Annotated in this window: 14 protein-coding genes, 1 rRNA gene and 1 pseudogene; 11 read left to right on the top strand and 5 right to left on the bottom strand. The window is 53.0% G+C overall.

Annotated features, from left to right (window positions below; translation table 11 throughout):
- Positions 1–13: 13 nt before the first annotated feature.
- A 5S ribosomal RNA gene (gene rrf / locus INT84_RS14120) occupies positions 14–129 on the top strand.
- Between the two features lie 67 nt (positions 130–196).
- Positions 197–616 (top strand): YjaA family stress response protein, encoded by a 420-nt coding sequence (locus tag INT84_RS14115; protein WP_194207282.1) that lies wholly within the window; start codon positions 197–199, stop codon positions 614–616.
- A 15-nt stretch (positions 617–631) separates the two neighbouring features.
- Here INT84_RS14115 and INT84_RS14110 read toward each other — a convergent pair whose 3' ends face one another.
- Positions 632–1,072, bottom strand: coding sequence for an acetyltransferase (locus INT84_RS14110; protein ID WP_194207281.1), 441 nt, complete (start codon positions 1,070–1,072; stop codon positions 632–634).
- A gap of 155 nt (positions 1,073–1,227) precedes the next feature.
- Between INT84_RS14110 and metA the strand changes: the two genes are divergently transcribed.
- The 6 genes from metA (at position 1,228) to INT84_RS14080 (ending at position 7,955) form a co-directional block, all read left to right on the top strand.
- Positions 1,228–2,157: a homoserine O-succinyltransferase gene (gene metA, locus INT84_RS14105; protein ID WP_194207280.1), complete on the top strand. Its 930-nt coding sequence runs from the start codon at positions 1,228–1,230 to the stop codon at positions 2,155–2,157.
- 271 nt (positions 2,158–2,428) lie between these two features.
- Complete coding sequence (gene aceB / locus INT84_RS14100; protein WP_194207279.1) at positions 2,429–4,030, top strand: malate synthase A; 1,602 nt, start codon at positions 2,429–2,431, stop codon at positions 4,028–4,030.
- A gap of 29 nt (positions 4,031–4,059) precedes the next feature.
- Entirely contained in the window at positions 4,060–5,364 is a 1,305-nt protein-coding gene (gene aceA, locus INT84_RS14095) for an isocitrate lyase (RefSeq protein ID WP_194207278.1), read from the top strand.
- 62 nt (positions 5,365–5,426) lie between these two features.
- Positions 5,427–7,187 (top strand): bifunctional isocitrate dehydrogenase kinase/phosphatase, encoded by a 1,761-nt coding sequence (gene aceK, locus INT84_RS14090; protein WP_194207277.1) that lies wholly within the window; start codon positions 5,427–5,429, stop codon positions 7,185–7,187.
- Between the two features lie 192 nt (positions 7,188–7,379).
- On the top strand, positions 7,380–7,646 hold the full coding sequence (locus INT84_RS14085) for a type II toxin-antitoxin system Phd/YefM family antitoxin (RefSeq protein WP_194207276.1): 267 nt from the start codon (positions 7,380–7,382) through the stop codon (positions 7,644–7,646).
- A 15-nt stretch (positions 7,647–7,661) separates the two neighbouring features.
- On the top strand, positions 7,662–7,955 hold the full coding sequence (locus INT84_RS14080) for a type II toxin-antitoxin system RelE/ParE family toxin (RefSeq protein WP_194207275.1): 294 nt from the start codon (positions 7,662–7,664) through the stop codon (positions 7,953–7,955).
- 21 nt (positions 7,956–7,976) lie between these two features.
- On the opposite strand, the gene iclR is transcribed toward INT84_RS14080, so the two are convergent.
- Positions 7,977–8,804: a glyoxylate bypass operon transcriptional repressor IclR gene (gene iclR, locus INT84_RS14075; protein ID WP_194207274.1), complete on the bottom strand. Its 828-nt coding sequence runs from the start codon at positions 8,802–8,804 to the stop codon at positions 7,977–7,979.
- Between the two features lie 180 nt (positions 8,805–8,984).
- Between iclR and metH the strand changes: the two genes are divergently transcribed.
- From metH to INT84_RS14060, 3 genes are all read left to right on the top strand, one after another.
- A complete protein-coding gene (gene metH, locus INT84_RS14070; protein WP_194207273.1) occupies positions 8,985–12,668 on the top strand; it encodes a methionine synthase in 3,684 nt (1,227 codons plus the stop codon).
- Between the two features lie 37 nt (positions 12,669–12,705).
- Complete coding sequence (locus INT84_RS14065) at positions 12,706–13,161, top strand: hypothetical protein (RefSeq protein WP_194207272.1); 456 nt, start codon at positions 12,706–12,708, stop codon at positions 13,159–13,161.
- Between the two features lie 151 nt (positions 13,162–13,312).
- Complete coding sequence (locus INT84_RS14060; RefSeq protein ID WP_176918748.1) at positions 13,313–14,944, top strand: Na/Pi cotransporter family protein; 1,632 nt, start codon at positions 13,313–13,315, stop codon at positions 14,942–14,944.
- A gap of 135 nt (positions 14,945–15,079) precedes the next feature.
- Here the strand turns inward: INT84_RS14060 and INT84_RS14055 are convergent.
- The 3 genes and pseudogenes from INT84_RS14055 to INT84_RS14045 all read right to left on the bottom strand — a co-directional run.
- Positions 15,080–15,157: pseudogene (locus tag INT84_RS14055) on the bottom strand (dipeptidase PepE); the annotation flags it as partial.
- A 28-nt stretch (positions 15,158–15,185) separates the two neighbouring features.
- Positions 15,186–15,881 (bottom strand): oligogalacturonate-specific porin KdgM family protein, encoded by a 696-nt coding sequence (locus INT84_RS14050; protein WP_194207271.1) that lies wholly within the window; start codon positions 15,879–15,881, stop codon positions 15,186–15,188.
- An 82-nt stretch (positions 15,882–15,963) separates the two neighbouring features.
- Positions 15,964–17,232, bottom strand: a complete 1,269-nt coding sequence (locus INT84_RS14045; protein ID WP_194207270.1) for an oligosaccharide MFS transporter — start codon at positions 17,230–17,232, stop codon at positions 15,964–15,966.

The following is a 17,232-nucleotide window of genomic DNA, read 5'->3' as shown; positions in this document are numbered from 1 at the left end:
TAAACAGAATTTGCCTGGCGGCAACAGCGCGGTGGTCCCACCTGACCCCATGCCGAACTCAGAAGTGAAACGCCGTAGCGCCGATGGTAGTGTGGGGTCTCCCCATGCGAGAGTAGGGAACTGCCAGGCATCAAACAAGAAAAACCCCGACCAACTGGTCGGGGTTTTTTGCTATTCTGCTGTCAGATGAAAAGGGATGATGATGTCTGATTTCTATATCCGTATCTATGAAAATAAAATGATCGTCCGTAACCTGGATAGTAAGCAGGAAGCTGCTGGCGCAGGACAATTTAGCAACCAGCGCATACTGATCGCTGACTTTCTTCAGGCTGCGGATTTACTTTCTGGCCTGTTCCAGAAAGTGACGCTTTCCTCAGGGTTATTTTCATTTTTTAAAACTGGCCAAACGCGTGTGGTAGTTCAGGCTATGGAAATGAATGAAGGGGGCCTTTCTCCTGTAGAGGACAGGGCAATTATGGAAATGACTCTTTTTGCTTTACGTAAAAAATGCCGCTTCCTGCTAGTGTTTGACGGAAATATTCCATTAAAGGATCATGAAGTCCTTACAAAAATGACCACAAAGAAAGCCGCTCAGGCAAAGAATATCGCTCGTTGAATTATCTCTGATCCCTTATCTTTGATACCGTAAATGCAGCAGCGGATAAGGCCGTCCCAGGTCATCCTTCTCTGAACGCCCCGTCACGTTAAACCCCATCTTTTTATAAAACCCTACCGCCTGATGATTTTGTTCATTCACGTTGGTGGTCAATTCTGGTGCCAGCGATAGCGCATGCTCGATCAGCAACCTCCCCACGCCCTCGCCACGAAAATCAGGATCAACAAACAGTGCATCCATATGCTGAGCCGTGAGTAGCATAAACGCCACTGGCTTATCCTCCTCCGTTGCCGCCACCCACAGCGGTGCTTCGGGAAGAAAAGCCCGCACCAACTCTTCCAGCTCCGCCCGGTAGGCAGGTGTAAGAAAATCATGCGTGGCGTCGACCGAGCGACACCAGATATCCGCCAGCATATATACTTCATCATGCCGCGATCGGCGGATCCTAATAACCATATTCTCTCCTTTTATCCATGCTTATATTCTAACGTAAGTATTGCCTTGAAACTTTCTCACCTTCAGCCTGCACGCTCGACATTATGGATATTCCTGGGTATTGTCAGCTATCTGGATGTCTAAACGTTTAAACGTATGCAGTGAGGATATAAGTTATGCCGATTCGGGTGCAGGACGAGCTACCAGCCGTTAATTTTTTGCGTGAAGAAAACGTCTTTGTGATGACGGCATCGCGCGCTACCGGCCAGGAAATTCGTCCGCTGAAGGTACTCATTCTTAATCTGATGCCGAAAAAAATCGAAACGGAAAACCAGTTTCTGCGCCTGCTGTCGAACTCCCCGCTTCAGGTTGATATCAGGCTGCTACGGATCGATGCACGTGAATCGCGCAATACGCCGACAGAGCATCTGAACAACTTCTATTGTAACTTTGATGAGATTTGCCACGAGAACTTTGACGGGCTGATCGTTACTGGCGCACCGCTGGGCCTGGTCGAATTTAATGACGTTGCCTACTGGCCGCAGATTAAACAGGTGCTGGAGTGGGCCAAAGATCACGTCACCTCAACGCTATTTGTCTGTTGGGCTGTACAGGCTGCCCTCAACATCCTTTATGGTATCCCGAAGCAAACCCGCAAAGACAAACTCTCCGGCGTCTATGAACATCATATTTTACACCCGCATGCACTGCTGACCCGAGGTTTTGACGACACGTTTCTTGCTCCACATTCACGCTTTGCGGATTTCCCGGCGGCGCTCATTCGTGATTACACCGACTTAGAGATCTTTGCTGAAACGGATAGCGGAGATGCTTACCTGTTTGCCAGCAAGGACAAACGTATTGCTTTTGTCACTGGCCACCCGGAGTATGATGCCAACACGCTCGCCGGTGAATACTTCCGCGATGTAGAGGCCGGTCTAAGCCCGGACGTTCCGTATAACTATTTCCCGAAAAACGATCCACAGAATAAACCTCGTGCCACATGGCGAAGCCATGGCAATCTGTTATTTACTAACTGGCTTAACTACTACGTCTACCAGATCACACCATACGATCTGCGCCATATGAATCCTACGCTGGAATAATCCTCCGCTTTTTACGATCCTAAAGCGTTTCAGCACGCTATTTAAGGCACCTTCGGGTGTCTTTTTCATTTCCGAAAACCACTTCAGTCTTTGTAATAAATTTATCTCTTTTGTTATCAGTGACTTGAGTGTTATTTATATTTAAAATGGAAATAGTTTTTGATTTTAAAATTTATTTAAGTAGTCTTGATTGTGCTGAACGAAAAACCGACAACGATCTTCCGTTCGCACGGTAGACGATCCTGGATCAACGACGACGAGGAGCAGCGCAATGACACAACAGGCAGCAACCGCAGATGAACTGGCCTTTAACCAGCCTTACGGTGAACAGGAAAAGCAAATCCTGACGCCGGAAGCCACAGAATTTCTCAGCGAACTGGTGACCCGGTTTACGCCAAAACGCAATCAACTTCTCGCCGCACGCGTTCAGCAGCAGCGGGATATTGATAACGGTACGTTGCCTGATTTTATTTCGGAAACTGCTTCCATTAGAAATGGTGACTGGACTATTCGTGGTATTCCGGATGATTTGCAGGATCGTCGCGTCGAGATCACCGGCCCGGTCGAGCGCAAAATGGTGATTAATGCCCTGAACGCTAATGTGAAAGTGTTTATGGCCGATTTCGAAGATTCACTGGCTCCCGACTGGAACAAAGTTATTGATGGACAAATTAACCTGCGTGACGCGGTTAACGGCACCATCAGCTATGCCAACGAAGCCGGAAAAATTTATCAGCTCAAACCTGACCCGGCAGTGCTGGTTTGTCGCGTTCGCGGTCTGCATCTGCCTGAAAAACACGTTACCTGGCGCGGCGAAGCGATTCCCGGCAGCCTGTTCGACTTTGCGCTGTACTTTTTCCACAACCACAAAGCGTTGCTGGCAAAGGGCAGTGGGCCCTATTTCTATCTGCCAAAAACACAGGCCTGGCAGGAGGCCGCCTGGTGGAGTGAGGTCTTCAGCTATACCGAAGATCGTTTTAACCTGCCGCGCGGCACCATCAAAGCAACGTTGTTGATTGAAACCTTGCCTGCCGTCTTCCAGATGGACGAGATCCTGCACGCTCTGCGCGACCATATCGTCGGTCTGAACTGCGGCCGCTGGGATTATATCTTCAGCTATATCAAAACCTTGAAAAACTACCCGGATCGCGTGCTGCCTGACCGCCAGGTCGTCACTATGGACAAGCCGTTCCTCAGCGCCTATTCGCGTCTGCTGATTAAAACCTGCCATAAGCGTGGTGCATTCGCGATGGGCGGCATGGCGGCGTTTATTCCCAGCAAAGATGCCGCGCGTAATGCACAGGTGCTTAATAAAGTGAAAGCGGACAAAGCGCTGGAAGCGAATAACGGTCACGATGGCACCTGGGTTGCTCATCCGGGTCTGGCAGATACGGCGATGGCTATTTTCAACGATGTGTTGGGTGAGAACAAAAACCAGCTTTCTGTTACCCGTGACAACGATGCGCCGATCACCGCCGAACAACTGCTGGCTCCCTGCGAAGGCGAGCGCACCGAAGAGGGGATGCGCGCCAATATTCGCGTGGCGGTGCAATACATCGAAGCGTGGATCTCGGGCAACGGCTGCGTGCCGATTTACGGCCTGATGGAAGATGCTGCGACGGCGGAAATTTCCCGTACCTCGATCTGGCAGTGGATCCATCACGAGAAAACGCTGAGCAACGGCAAACCCGTCACCAAATCCCTGTTCCGTCAGATGCTGGCGGAAGAGATGCAGGTGATTCAGGAAGAACTCGGCGAGCACCGCTTCAGTAGCGGGCGCTTTACTGACGCTGCGCGCCTGATGGAGCAGATCACCACTTCAGATGACTTAATCGATTTCCTGACCTTGCCTGGCTACCGCCTGCTGGCGTAATTCACCCTACAAAAATGGAGCATCTGCATATGAAAACTCGTACCCAACAAATCGAAGCATTACAAAAAGAATGGACACAACCGCGCTGGGAAGGCATTCGTCGCCCGTATAGCGCGGAGGAAGTGGTGAAATTACGCGGCTCGGTGAATCCGGAATGCACGCTGGCGCAGCTTGGCGCGGCCAAAATGTGGCGCTTACTGAATGGTGAATCGAAGAAAGGGTATATCAACAGCCTCGGCGCGCTGACCGGCGGGCAGGCGTTGCAGCAGGCGAAAGCCGGGATCGAGGCGATCTATCTTTCTGGCTGGCAGGTGGCGGCAGACGCGAACCTGGCTGCCAGCATGTACCCGGATCAATCGCTGTATCCGGCAAACTCGGTGCCGGCGGTGGTGGATCGGATCAACAATACCTTCCGCCGCGCGGATCAGATCCAGTGGTCGTCCGGTATTGAGCCAAACGATCCGCGTCACGTGGATTATTTTCTGCCGATCGTCGCTGATGCCGAGGCCGGTTTTGGCGGCGTGCTGAACGCTTTCGAACTGATGAAATCGATGATTACCGCCGGTGCAGCGGCGGTGCATTTTGAAGATCAGCTCGCCTCCGTGAAGAAGTGCGGGCACATGGGCGGGAAGGTACTGGTTCCGACGCAGGAAGCGATTCAGAAACTGGTCGCCGCGCGTCTGGCGGCTGACGTGATGGGCGTTCCGACGGTACTGATCGCCCGCACCGATGCCGATGCGGCGGATTTGATCACCTCCGACTGCGACGCTTATGACAGCGAATTTATTACCGGCGAGCGCACCAGCGAAGGGTTCTACCGCACCCGCGCGGGCATTGAACAGGCGATCAGTCGCGGTCTGGCCTACGCGCCGTATGCCGATCTCGTGTGGTGTGAAACCTCGACGCCGGACCTTGAGCTTGCCAGACGTTTTGCTGACGCCATCCACGCGAAATTCCCCGGCAAACTGCTGGCCTATAACTGCTCGCCGTCGTTTAACTGGCAGAAGAATCTGGACGACACTACTATCGCCAGCTTCCAGCAGCAGCTGTCAGAGATGGGCTACAAGTACCAGTTCATCACCCTGGCAGGCATCCACAGCATGTGGTTCAACATGTTTGACCTGGCGCATGCCTACGCGCAGGGCGAAGGCATGAAGCACTATGTTGAGAAGGTTCAGCAGCCGGAGTTTGCTGCCAGCAAAGAAGGGTACACCTTCGCGTCGCACCAGCAGGAAGTCGGCACCGGCTACTTTGATAAAGTCACGACCATTATTCAGGGTGGAGCTTCTTCCGTTACCGCGCTGACGGGTTCCACGGAAGAATCGCAGTTCTGAACACTTCCCTCTCCTTCAGGGAGAGGGTTGGGGTGAGGGGAAGCCCTTAAACAGGAGCCACGATGACGCGAAGCCTGGAATTACTCATAGCGCAAACCATCCTGCAAGGCTTCGACGCGCAGTACGGTCGTTTCCTGGAGGTCACCTCCGGCGCGCAGCAGCGCTTCGAACAGGCGGACTGGCACGCCGTTCAGCAGGCGATGAAAAATCGTATTCATCTCTACGACCATCACGTTGGCCTGGTTGTCGAGCAGTTGCGCTGCATCACCGATGGCAAAAGTACCGATGCAGAATTCCTGCTGCGCGTAAAACAGCACTATACCGCCTTACTCCCGGATTACCCTCGCTTTGAGATAGCGGAAAGCTTCTTTAACTCCGTCTATTGTCGGTTATTTGACCACCGCTCGTTAACACCCGAGCGGCTTTTTATTTTCAGTTCCCAGCCAGAACGCCGCTTTCGCACCATTCCCCGTCCGCTGGCGAAGACCTTCTCCCCTGAACACGGCTGGGAGACGTTGCTGGGTAAAATGTTAAGCGATTTACCGCTGCGTTTACCCTGGCAGGATCGCCTGCGTGATGTGGGCTACATCATCGCGCAACTGACGGAAACGTTCGGCGATGAGCTATTGCGCCAGGCGCATCTGCATATCGCCAATGAACTTTTTTATCGTAATAAAGCCGCGTGGCTGGTGGGTAAAATAGTTACCCCGGCGGGCACGCTGCCCTTTTTGCTGCCGATCCATCGCTCGGATGACGGCGAACTTTTTGTTGACGCCTGTCTGACGGGCAGTGACGAGGCCAGCATCGTGTTTGGTTTTGCCCGCTCCTATTTCATGGTTTATGCACCGCTGCCTGCCGCGTTGGTCGAGTGGCTGCGGGAGATCCTGCCGGGCAAGACCACTGCCGAATTGTACATGGCGATCGGCTGCCAGAAGCATGCAAAAACCGAAAGCTACCGGGAGTATCTGGCTTACCTCGCCAACTCCGACGAGCAATTTATTGAAGCGCCAGGCATTCGCGGCATGGTGATGCTGGTGTTCACCCTGCCGGGCTTCGACCGGGTATTTAAAATCATCAAAGATAAATTCGCCCCGCAAAAGGAGATGTCTGCGGCGCACGTGCGCGCCTGCTATCAACTGGTCAAAGAGCACGATCGCGTCGGGCGAATGGCGGATACCCAGGAGTTTGAAAACTTCGTGCTGGAGAAACGGCAGATCTCTGCGGCGCTGATGGCGCTTTTACAAGAAGAAGCGCCGGAAAAAATCGCCGATCTCGGCGATCGCATCGTTATCCGCCATCTTTATATCGAACGCCGCATGGTGCCGCTGAATATCTGGCTGGAGCGGGTAGAAGGCCAGCAGCTGCGCGATGCGATTGAAGAGTACGGCAATGCTATTCGGCAGCTTGCCGCCGCCAACATATTCCCCGGCGATATGCTGTTTAAAAACTTCGGGGTCACCCGTCACGGTCGCGTGGTGTTCTACGATTACGATGAAATTTGCTATATGACAGAAGTGAATTTTCGCGATATTCCTCCGCCGCGCTACCCGGAAGATGAACTGGCCAGCGAACCCTGGTATAGCGTTGCGCCAGGCGATGTCTTCCCGGAAGAGTTTCGCCACTGGCTATGCGCCGATCCGCGCATCGGTCCGCTGTTCGAAGAGATGCATGCCGACCTGTTTCGCGCCGACTACTGGCGTGCGTTACAGGCGCGTATCCGCGAAGGTCATGTAGAGGATGTGTACGCCTATCGCCGTCGACAGCGGTTTAGCGTGCGCTACGGCGCGACGGAACCTGCGCTTTTGCGAGCTGCTTTCCAGTAATGAAACGGGCGTCTGGCAGTTTACCCTCTGGTACAATATCGTCGTCTGCAAATCACAGGTGCAGGTATTTGATATGCTAACAACGAGGTGTAGTGCAGGCGGATTAATGATGATTTCACTGGAGTCGTCAATATCTTCTTTCTATTATGTCTGTATTGGACATTCAAGCCATTTTAGACGGGAGAAGAATGTATGCACGTTATGCCCGCGCAGCAAGCCAAGAACCAGTTTGGAGATTTATTGATGAAAGCCCAGCATGAACCGGTGGAGATCAGCAAACACGGTAAGCGAGTGGCCGTGGTTATTTCCCCTGAAGAATATGATCGTTTTACTGAACTCAAATTACAGAGTCTGAAAGCCGTTCTGGCTGAATCGCTGGCGCAGGCCGAGAAAGGGGATATACACAGTATTGACGACGTATTTGGACCCTTAACTCAGGATGAACTAAACGGCCATTGAGGGCAAAGCTAAGGGATGAGCGTTAAATTTACGACTAAAGCTAAAGAGCATATTCGCGCAATCAGAATTTATTCAACGTGCCGTTGGGGAAAGGAAGTTGCAGAAGTCTATTCCTCCGTCATTCGCGCGACGATAACAGGAGTTCTCGACAGATATCCCTCTCCCGGGCGTGACCGCAGCGACGATCTTTTTCCCGGTATCCGCAGCTTTCCAGTAGAAAGCCATATTATTTATTATCGTGAAATCTCGACAGGCATTCTCGTTCTGGCGATATTGCATGAAAAGCAGGATCCACATCATTCTCTGTAACGGTGTGCCAGAGATGCAAAATCACCGCACTCCGCCATAGGCCAGCGTCACCTCTTTCGCCGCCTTAATCACCATCGCACCAAACTCGGTCACCCGGTCATCGGTAATACGCGATATTGGCCCCGAAATAGAAATGGCCGCAAACGGCTCGCGATGTTCGTCATAAATACACGACGCCACGCAGCGCAGGCCGAGCGCGTGCTCCTCATCATCGAACGAATAGCCGCGCTTGCGCGTCTGGGCGAGATCTTCCTTCAGATGCAGCGGCGACACCAGCGTGGCATGCGTATACGCATGTAGCCCCTGACGATGCAGCAACCCGGTCACCTGCTCTTCGCTTAATTGCGAAAGAAACGCTTTCCCTGCGCCGGAGGCATGCATCGGCAGTTTGCCGCCAATAGGGGCCGACATACGCATCAGCTGCGTACACTGCACCTGATCGATAATAATCGCCTGATGATCGCTTTGGTCGAGCACCGCAAGGTTCACCGTCTCACCGGACTCTTCCATCAGCGAGCGCAGGATCGGGTGGACAATCGCCAGCAGATTACGACTCTGCAAAAAGCTGCTGCCGACCATAAAAGCATGCGCGCCTACGGACCAGTGCCCTAAGTCGCCCACCTGGCGGACAAAACCAAGCTGCTGCATGGTGGTCAATAAACGATGCGTCGTGGAGTTCGGTAAACCGGCCTGCTGCGCCAGCTCGGTCAGCGCGACGCTGCCGTTGGATTCAGCAATCCACTCCAGCAGCTTTAAACCGCGCGTCAGAGACTGAACCTGCCCGGTTGCCTGTTGTGCGGTGGCAGGGGCGGGCTTTCTGCCGCGTTTTGCGGGAACGGGGGCAACCATAAGCGACTCCTTTTCTGTATCGTGGAAATCATTTTCGTTTTATTTGAGTATAATGCAACAACAACCATGCTCATCGGATGAGTGTGAATGAACTTGTCTCATGTTCAGGACTGTTCTCTTTTCCGCCTGCACGCTTTGTGCCAGTATGGCGTGTTACGTTGAGCGTTGTCGGGAGCGAGTGTGAGTAGCAAAGTGGAGCAACTGCGTGAGCAGTTAAACAAGCGTATTCTGGTTCTGGATGGGGGCATGGGCACCATGATCCAGGGCTACCGTCTGGATGAGCAGGATTTTCGCGGCGAGCGCTTCGCCGACTGGCCGTGCGATCTGAAAGGCAATAACGACCTGCTGGTATTGAGCCAGCCAGAGACTATCGCCGCTATCCACAGCGCCTACTTCGAGGCGGGTGCGGATATCATCGAAACCAACACCTTCAACTCCACGTCTATCGCGATGGCGGATTACCAGATGGGATCCCTGTCGGCGGAAATCAACTACGCTGCGGCAAAACTGGCACGCGCCTGCGCCGACGAATGGACTGCCCGCACGCCGGAAAAACCGCGTTATGTCGCAGGCGTTCTCGGTCCGACTAACCGCACGGCGTCTATCTCTCCGGACGTGAACGATCCGGCGTATCGCAACATTACTTTCGATCAGCTGGTGGCGGCGTATCGGGAATCCACCAAAGCCCTGGTGGAAGGCGGCGCGGATCTGATCCTCATCGAAACCATTTTTGATACGCTCAACGCCAAAGCCGCCATTTACGCGGTGAAAGAAGAATTTGAAGCGCTGGACGTGGAACTGCCGATCATGATCTCCGGCACCATCACCGACGCCTCCGGCCGCACGCTCTCCGGCCAGACGACCGAAGCTTTTTATAATGCTCTGCGCCACGCCGACGCGCTCACCTTCGGCCTGAACTGCGCGCTGGGGCCGGACGAACTGCGCCAGTACGTGCAGGAACTCTCGCGCATTGCCGAATGCTACGTCACCGCGCACCCGAACGCCGGGCTGCCTAACGCCTTTGGTGAATACGATCTCGACGCCGACACCATGGCGACGCAGATCCGCGAATGGGCGGAATCGGGCTTCCTGAACATTGTCGGCGGCTGCTGCGGCACGACGCCGGAGCATATCGCCGCCATGAGCCGGGCGGTTGACGGCCTGCCGCCGCGCCGGTTGCCGGATATTCCGGTGGCCTGCCGTCTTTCCGGGCTGGAACCGCTGAACATCGGCGACGACAGCCTGTTCGTCAACGTCGGTGAACGTACTAACGTTACCGGTTCCGCCAAATTCAAGCGCCTGATTAAAGAAGAAAAATACAGCGAAGCGCTGGATGTGGCGCGTCAGCAGGTGGAAAGCGGCGCACAGATTATCGATATCAACATGGACGAGGGGATGCTCGATGCCGAGGCGGCAATGGTGCGTTTTCTCAATCTGATTGCCGGTGAGCCGGACATCGCCCGGGTGCCCATCATGATCGACTCCTCCAAATGGGAGGTCATTGAAAAAGGGCTGAAGTGTATTCAGGGCAAAGGCATCGTTAACTCCATCTCAATGAAAGAGGGCGTTGCGCCGTTTATTGAGCATGCGAAAAAGGTGCGCCGCTACGGTGCCGCCGTGGTGGTGATGGCCTTTGATGAAGTCGGCCAGGCGGATACCCGCGAGCGTAAAATCGAGATTTGCCGCCGCGCCTATAAGATCCTGACCGAAGAGGTAGGTTTTCCGCCGGAAGACATTATCTTCGACCCGAATATCTTTGCGGTCGCCACCGGCATTGAAGAGCATAACAACTACGCGCAGGATTTTATCGGTGCCTGCGAAGACATTAAACGCGAACTGCCGCACGCGCTGATCTCCGGCGGCGTCTCCAACGTCTCCTTCTCGTTTCGTGGCAACGACCCGGTGCGCGAAGCGATTCATGCGGTATTCCTCTATTACGCTATCCGCAACGGCATGGATATGGGCATCGTTAACGCCGGGCAGCTGGCGATATATGACGATCTGCCCGCCGAGCTGCGCGACGCGGTAGAGGACGTGATCCTTAACCGCCGCGACGACAGCACCGAGCGGATGCTGGGTCTGGCAGAAAAATACCGTGGCAGCAAAACCGACGAGGCCGCTAACGCTCAGCAGGCGGAATGGCGCTCCTGGGAGGTGAAAAAGCGTCTCGAATACTCGCTGGTCAAAGGCATCACCGAGTTTATCGAGCAGGACACCGAAGAAGCCCGCCAGCAGGCGACGCGGCCAATTGAAGTTATCGAAGGGCCGTTAATGGACGGCATGAACGTGGTCGGCGATCTGTTCGGCGAAGGCAAAATGTTCCTGCCGCAGGTGGTAAAATCTGCCCGCGTGATGAAACAGGCGGTGGCGTATCTGGAACCCTATATCGAAGCCAGTAAAGAGAAGGGCTCCAGCAACGGTAAGATGGTCATTGCGACCGTGAAGGGTGACGTGCACGACATCGGCAAAAACATTGTTGGCGTGGTGTTGCAGTGTAATAACTACGAAATTGTCGATCTCGGCGTGATGGTTCCGGCAGATAAGATCCTCAAAACCGCCAAAGAACTAAACGCTGACCTGATCGGCCTCTCCGGGCTGATTACCCCTTCGCTGGATGAAATGGTGAACGTGGCGAAAGAGATGGAGCGCCAGGGCTTTACCATTCCGCTGCTGATTGGCGGCGCGACCACGTCCAAAGCGCATACCGCGGTGAAAATCGAGCAGAACTACAGCGGCCCGACGGTCTACGTACAAAACGCCTCGCGCACCGTCGGCGTGGTGGCGGCACTGCTGTCTGCTACTCAACGCGATGAGTTTGTCGCCCGCACCCGTAAAGAGTACGACACCGTGCGCGTTCAGCATGGGCGCAAGAAACCGCGCACGCCGCCGGTGACGCTGGCGGCGGCGCGTGATAACGATCTGGCATTTGACTGGCAGAGTTATACACCGCCGGTCGCGCATCGCCTGGGCGTGCAGGAAGTCACCGCCAGCATCGACACCCTGCGCAACTATATCGACTGGACGCCGTTCTTTATGACCTGGTCGCTGGCGGGAAAATATCCGCGCATCCTCGAAGATGAGGTGGTGGGCGAAGAGGCGCAGCGCCTGTTTAACGATGCTAACGCTATGCTCGATCAATTAAGCGCAGAGAAATCGCTCAACCCGCGCGGCGTGGTGGGACTCTTTCCGGCCAACCGCGTGGGCGATGACATTGAAATCTACCGCGACGAGACGCGCACGCATGTGCTGACCGTCAGCCATCATCTGCGCCAGCAGACGGAGAAAGTCGGTTTCGCCAACTACTGTCTGGCCGATTTTGTGGCACCGAAACTGAGCGGCAAGGCGGATTATATTGGTGCCTTCGCCGTCACCGGCGGGCTGGAAGAGGACGCGCTGGCAGAGGCGTACGATGCGCAGCACGACGACTACAACAAGATCATGGTCAAAGCAATCGCCGACCGTCTGGCGGAAGCCTTTGCTGAATATCTGCATGAGCGGGTGCGTAAAGTGTACTGGGGTTATGCGGCGCACGAAAACCTCAGCAACGAGGAGCTGATCCGCGAGAACTACCAGGGGATTCGCCCCGCGCCGGGTTACCCGGCCTGCCCGGAGCATACCGAAAAAGGGACTATCTGGCAGTTGCTGGATGTCGAAAAACACACCGGCATGAAGCTCACCGAGTCTTTCGCCATGTGGCCGGGAGCTTCGGTCTCTGGTTGGTATTTCAGCCACCCTGACAGCAAGTATTATGCTGTGGCGCAGATCCAGCGTGACCAGGTTGAGGATTATGCGCGACGTAAAGGCATGAGCGTGGCCGACGTCGAACGCTGGCTGGCACCGAACCTGGGGTACGATGCGGATTAATCATTAACGGATTTACAACCCTGAAAGGAAGCACACTATGCGTTTAAAAAAGGGCATTTACATTTTCTGGGGGATCATGGATCTGCTGGCGCTGGCGAGCTATATTGCGCTGGCGATCCATATGGGCCGGATCCCTTTCATCACTGATGTCGTTCATTTTCGGGATTTAGTGGCCAGCTACGGCGCAGGCGGCGGGCTGGTCATCTGGATACTGACATTATTTGCAATCGGCTTTGTTCTGAAGATAACGCTGTTCTACTCGGCATGGTCGTTTATCGGTAAAAGAGACATCAACACCCTGTTTTTCATTATTCAGGAAGGGATGCGGATTATCACCTTCACCGGCTCCATTCCTCTCCTTACGTTGCTGATATATTCCACAGGAGTCAACGGTGTTGGGGTCACGCTACCAACTTTCATTGCGGTGGAAATACTTAAAATAGGCTCTGTCGTCTGGTGCAAAACGGCTAAAAGCCTGCCTGCCGCGAAATAGCGTCTTACAACAAATGAGGCGTTCTGTAACCGTCTTGTCACTTTATTACAGTTAACCACTTATACTGAGGTAAGCGCCGCGCTGAACACGTGCGGCGTCTGCTCGTTTTTGTATGAAGGACACTAATAACAATTAAGGAGGCACTCCTTCCGTGTTAATCCTGCTTCACCTGCTTTCTGCCGTCGCCCTGCTGGTCTGGGGCACCCATATCGTGCGCACCGGCGTCATGCGCGTCTTCGGGGCGCGATTACGTACCGTCCTTAGCCGCAGCGTTGAGAAAAAACCGCTCGCCTTCAGCGCGGGTATTGGCGTGACCGCGCTGGTGCAAAGCAGTAATGCCACCACCATGCTGGTCACATCGTTTGTCGCGCAGGACCTGGTGGCACTCACCCCGGCGCTGGTGATTGTGCTTGGCGCTGATGTCGGGACCGCGCTGATGGCGCGTATTCTTACCTTTGACCTCTCGTGGCTATCGCCGCTGCTTATTTTTGTTGGCGTCATCTTCTTCCTCGGACGTAAGCAGTCGCGCGCCGGACAACTGGGGCGTGTGGCCATCGGCCTCGGCCTGATTTTACAGGCGCTGGAGCTTATCGTGCAGGCCGTCACGCCTATCACCCAGGCCAACGGCGTGCAGGTTATCTTTGCCTCGCTTACCGGCGATATCATGCTGGACGCGCTGATTGGTGCGGTCTTTGCCATCATCAGTTACTCCAGCCTGGCGGCCGTACTCTTAACGGCGACCCTGACCACGGCAGGCATAATCTCCTTCCCGGTGGCGCTGTGCCTGGTCATTGGCGCAAACCTTGGCTCCGGCCTGCTGGCGATGCTTAATAACAGCGCCGCCAATGCCGCTGCCCGCCGGGTAGCGCTGGGAAGTTTGTTATTTAAGCTGGTGGGGAGTCTGATTATCCTGCCATTCGTGCATATGCTGGCGAATGCGATGGACAATCTGCCGTTGCCGGAAGCCGAAATGGTGATCTACTTCCACGTCTTCTACAACCTGATCCGCTGCCTGGCGATGGTGCCTTTCGCAGGTGTGATGGCGCGTTTTTGCGAGCGGGTGATCCGCGACGAGCCGGAGCTGGACACGCGCCTGAAGCCGAAGCATCTGGATACCAGCGCGCTGGATACGCCAACCCTGGCGCTGGCCAACGCCGCGCGGGAAACCCTGCGCATGGGCGACGCGATGGAGCAGATGCTGGACGGCCTGAAACAGGTGATGCACGGCGAACCACGCCAGGAAAAAGAGCTGCGCAAACTCGCCGACGATATCAACGTGCTCTACACCGCCATCAAGCTCTATCTGGCGCGGATGCCGAAAGATGAACTGGCGGAAGAGGAGTCCCGGCGCTGGGCGGAGATTATTGAAATGTCGCTCAACCTTGAACAGGCTTCGGATATCATCGAACGCATGGGCAGCGAAATCGCTGATAAATCGCTGGCCGCGCGGCGCGCATTTTCTCTGGAAGGCGTAAAAGAGCTGGATGCGCTTTACGATCAGCTCCTCAATAACCTGAAACTGGCGATGACCGTCTTCTTCTCCGGCGATGTCACCAGCGCCCGCCGCTTGCGGCGCAGCAAACACCGTTTTCGCATCCTCAACCGCCGCTACTCGCACGCGCACGTTGACCGCCTGCATCAGCAGAACGTGCAGAGTATCGAGACCAGCTCGTTGCACCTTGGGCTACTGGGCGATATGAAGCGTCTGAACTCGCTGTTTTGCTCGGTGGCTTACGGTGTGCTGGAACAGCCCGACGAGGATGATGAACGGGATGAGTATTGATAAAGAGCTTATCCAGCGCTGCTTTTGATTACCTGCCCGGCGGCGCTTCGCTTGCGCGGGCCTACGGTTGCCGCCCTGGCGCGTTTTTGTAGGCCGGATAAGCGAAGCGCCATCCGGCATTCAACGCACCGATGGTCAAAACCGGTGACCCGCCTCAAGCGCAACCGCCTCTTCACCGGCCCTGAACACATAAGTGGTGTTTGAACCACCGATGACGCCAGCAAACGGGATACCAGCTTAACTAAAAATAATAGCGGATCCCTGTCCGAAATCGATATTGTTCGCGCTCATATTGGTTCCATCGATCAAGCCATGAGAATTCAACGTACGGCTTCCACTGAGGCGTTAATGTATAAGTCAGCTTATTATTCAACTCCCAGTTATGATCTTTTCCATTTTTACTATGAAAGTCATTTATATGGATAAAATAATCGGGCTCAAAAGTATATGCCCATTTTTCGTTAAGCTTGAGGTTCCAGTACATAACAAACTGATGGGTGCTGTCTTTATTTTCATTACTATCAAGGTCAACACTGTCATAGTTTTTATTGTTATATCTATATCTGAACGTAACATTAAAATCAGGAGTGAACTTATAGTTAAAATCAACATACGGCGATACGGTTGAGCCGTCAGTACTATCTGTGAGAATCAGTGCAGGTAAAATAGTAAATTCAGTGGTTGGTTTAAAAAGCGGATACCACCCTTCAAGCTCATTGTAGCTGTGCTTGAACTGATCCAGTTTACCTGTGTTGTAGGCATTGGTAAGCATAATGCCAGCACCTTGATTAAAGCTATATCCCCCTCGAAGAACAAATTCATGTTGCTCAGAGGCGGTATTATAAGCTTCACGACCTTCAATCCATGCACCGGCCGCGTGGACTGAAATGGGATGAATAACACTTATAATAAAAATAAGAGGTAATTTTATTTTCATTTTGTCTTCCTGAGAATTGGATAATAGCTGTTATAACGCCAGTCCAGTTAAATGGCGGTAATAATAGTCAATATATAATATTTTATTCTGCTGCGTTAACATCTTCTATTATTTTGCGTGAGGGCTCCTGTAAAGATAAAGATTTTTGTTTTCCTAAGAATTTAATTCCCACAAGCGTTATTAGCCACGCCACGCATCCCATAACCATGTATGTCGAAGCAAAACCATACTTATCGTAGAAATGTCCCGCCAGTGGGTTGATTGCTGTAATGCCGAGATAATTAAAGCATCCGAGCACCATATATATGGTTCCGGTTAGACGCTTATCGAAGTGCTCTGCAAGGAATTTGAAAATAGAAACCAGCAACAGTGCCATTTCCAGCCCATAAAGTGGCTTAATAACAATAATCATCCACGGATGGGTTGCGAGTGCAGAAAGCACCAGACGGAGCCCGATAACGAATCCAGCCAGGAGAAGACCATTCCGTGCCCCAATACGGTTAATCAGAAACGGGATAGAGAACATGAGAATAAATTCACACGCTGACTGAACAAATCCCATATATCCCAGAACAGCATTACCTGTCCGATGATCAGCAAAGAAAGTAACGAAATAACGTGGGAACTGTTGTTCTGCACTTTGCATCATCCAGATAATGCCCCCGTAAAAGAGCATCAGAATCCAGAAACTGGCATGCTGGAACAGTACCCGGACGTCTTTACGGTTCACTGGCTCCTTTCTTGATTCATTAACTGCCTGCCAGTCGATATCATCTCCCTGTGTTTTGAGAGTAAAAAGGATAAGTAAAACAGCAACTGCACCACATGACGTTATCATGAAGTTAAAATGAGGATTGATGTTAAATAACTGCCCGGCAAAAATAGAAGCTATCGCCCAGCCAAGCGATCCCCACATTCTGACGCGACCGAATTCAAATCCGAACGCCCGGCTGTATCGATCTGCGTATGTTTCAAAAACCAGCACACCCGCAAGATAAGCAGTTCCCAGATACAAACCACCCAGAATCATTCCCATAACCATACTGGTCATCAAAAGGTACTGATATATATAGATAAAAAAAGGCGCTGCGAAAACAGAAGCAATAGCCACACAGGTGAGCAACGATTTTTTCAGTCCTAGTTTATCCATAATGAAGCCAAAGACAGGTTTTATTGCTAATGCAAACAATGCATTTACAGACAACGTATATCCTATCTGAGTACTGGTGAATCCGACATTATCTCCCAGCCATATAGCCAGAAAAGACCATGTTGCCGACCAAGAAAAATAAAAAAGAAACAAACATAAGCTTATGCGCACATAAGCGTTTTTAGAAGCTAAAGACTTCAT

The sequence above is a fragment of the Superficieibacter sp. 1612_C1 genome (genome assembly GCF_015234305.1).
Taxonomy (GTDB): Bacteria; Pseudomonadota; Gammaproteobacteria; order Enterobacterales; family Enterobacteriaceae; genus Superficieibacter.
The sequence above is the reverse complement of the archived record's forward strand: the minus strand, read 5'-3'. Positions and strand labels throughout refer to the sequence as shown.

Bases quoted from the DNA above. Each gene is read 5' to 3' on its own strand.
- INT84_RS14080 (WP_194207275.1), top strand. From the start codon at position 7,662: ATGAGCGTTAAATTTACGACTAAAGCTAAAGAGCATATTCGCGCAATC.
- INT84_RS14050 (WP_194207271.1), bottom strand. From the start codon at position 15,881: ATGAAAATAAAATTACCTCTTATTTTTATTATAAGTGTTATTCATCCC.
- INT84_RS14085 (WP_194207276.1), top strand. From the start codon at position 7,380: ATGCACGTTATGCCCGCGCAGCAAGCCAAGAACCAGTTTGGAGATTTA.
- aceA (WP_194207278.1), top strand. From the start codon at position 4,060: ATGAAAACTCGTACCCAACAAATCGAAGCATTACAAAAAGAATGGACA.
- INT84_RS14045 (WP_194207270.1), bottom strand. From the start codon at position 17,232: ATGAAGTCTTTAGCTTCTAAAAACGCTTATGTGCGCATAAGCTTATGT.
- iclR (WP_194207274.1), bottom strand. From the start codon at position 8,804: ATGGTTGCCCCCGTTCCCGCAAAACGCGGCAGAAAGCCCGCCCCTGCC.
- INT84_RS14115 (WP_194207282.1), top strand. From the start codon at position 197: ATGATGATGTCTGATTTCTATATCCGTATCTATGAAAATAAAATGATC.
- INT84_RS14110 (WP_194207281.1), bottom strand. From the start codon at position 1,072: ATGGTTATTAGGATCCGCCGATCGCGGCATGATGAAGTATATATGCTG.
- metA (WP_194207280.1), top strand. From the start codon at position 1,228: ATGCCGATTCGGGTGCAGGACGAGCTACCAGCCGTTAATTTTTTGCGT.
- aceB (WP_194207279.1), top strand. From the start codon at position 2,429: ATGACACAACAGGCAGCAACCGCAGATGAACTGGCCTTTAACCAGCCT.
- INT84_RS14065 (WP_194207272.1), top strand. From the start codon at position 12,706: ATGCGTTTAAAAAAGGGCATTTACATTTTCTGGGGGATCATGGATCTG.
- aceK (WP_194207277.1), top strand. From the start codon at position 5,427: ATGACGCGAAGCCTGGAATTACTCATAGCGCAAACCATCCTGCAAGGC.